This is a genomic window from Vibrio sp. 03_296, from assembly GCF_002265885.1.
Genome location: NZ_NPKW01000201.1, coordinates 1 through 478, shown reverse-complemented (window position 1 = coordinate 478; position 478 = coordinate 1). Strand labels below are relative to the sequence as shown.

The following is a 478-nucleotide window of genomic DNA, read 5'->3' as shown; positions in this document are numbered from 1 at the left end:
CAGGTAAAGCACTGAAAGAATCACGTAAACTAATTCGCTCTTGCACCGGAGATTTTCTTCCGGCTGCCTTTTTTAATTGCCTGACATCAATGAAAAAACGACTTCTCCTCCCTGACTGCCCTCCTATCCTTGCTGGTTGTTCTTCAGCACCAAGACCAAATCTTGAACAATTCACTCATTTCTCTGGTGGCCAGACGATGGGCGATGCGACGAGTTTCTATTGGGTGACGGACAAATTGACAGGGCCGCATAAAGCGTCGGACTACGTTTTTTCTGGAGATTACGGTTGGTACCAAAGCGAATATCGCTGGGATGAAGGCGCATTACGAGAGTTGATTCGAGAAGGTGAGCAGCTTGATAGCAAGTTAGGCTTAGTACCTTATCGAATCCACGTTCGATTTAATGTTGAAGGGGGTGCGGTTTATCAACAGTATCGCCTTAACGGGAAGGTTCTTCCTATCCAACAAGAGCAGTTGCA

Annotated in this window: 1 protein-coding gene; it reads left to right on the top strand. The window is 46.4% G+C overall.

From position 1 onward, the window contains the following. Nucleotides 1-89 precede the first annotated feature (89 nt). Nucleotides 90-478: DUF1481 domain-containing protein (locus tag CIK04_RS23360; RefSeq protein WP_128824662.1), on the top strand; the 389-nt coding region annotated here is incomplete at its 3' end.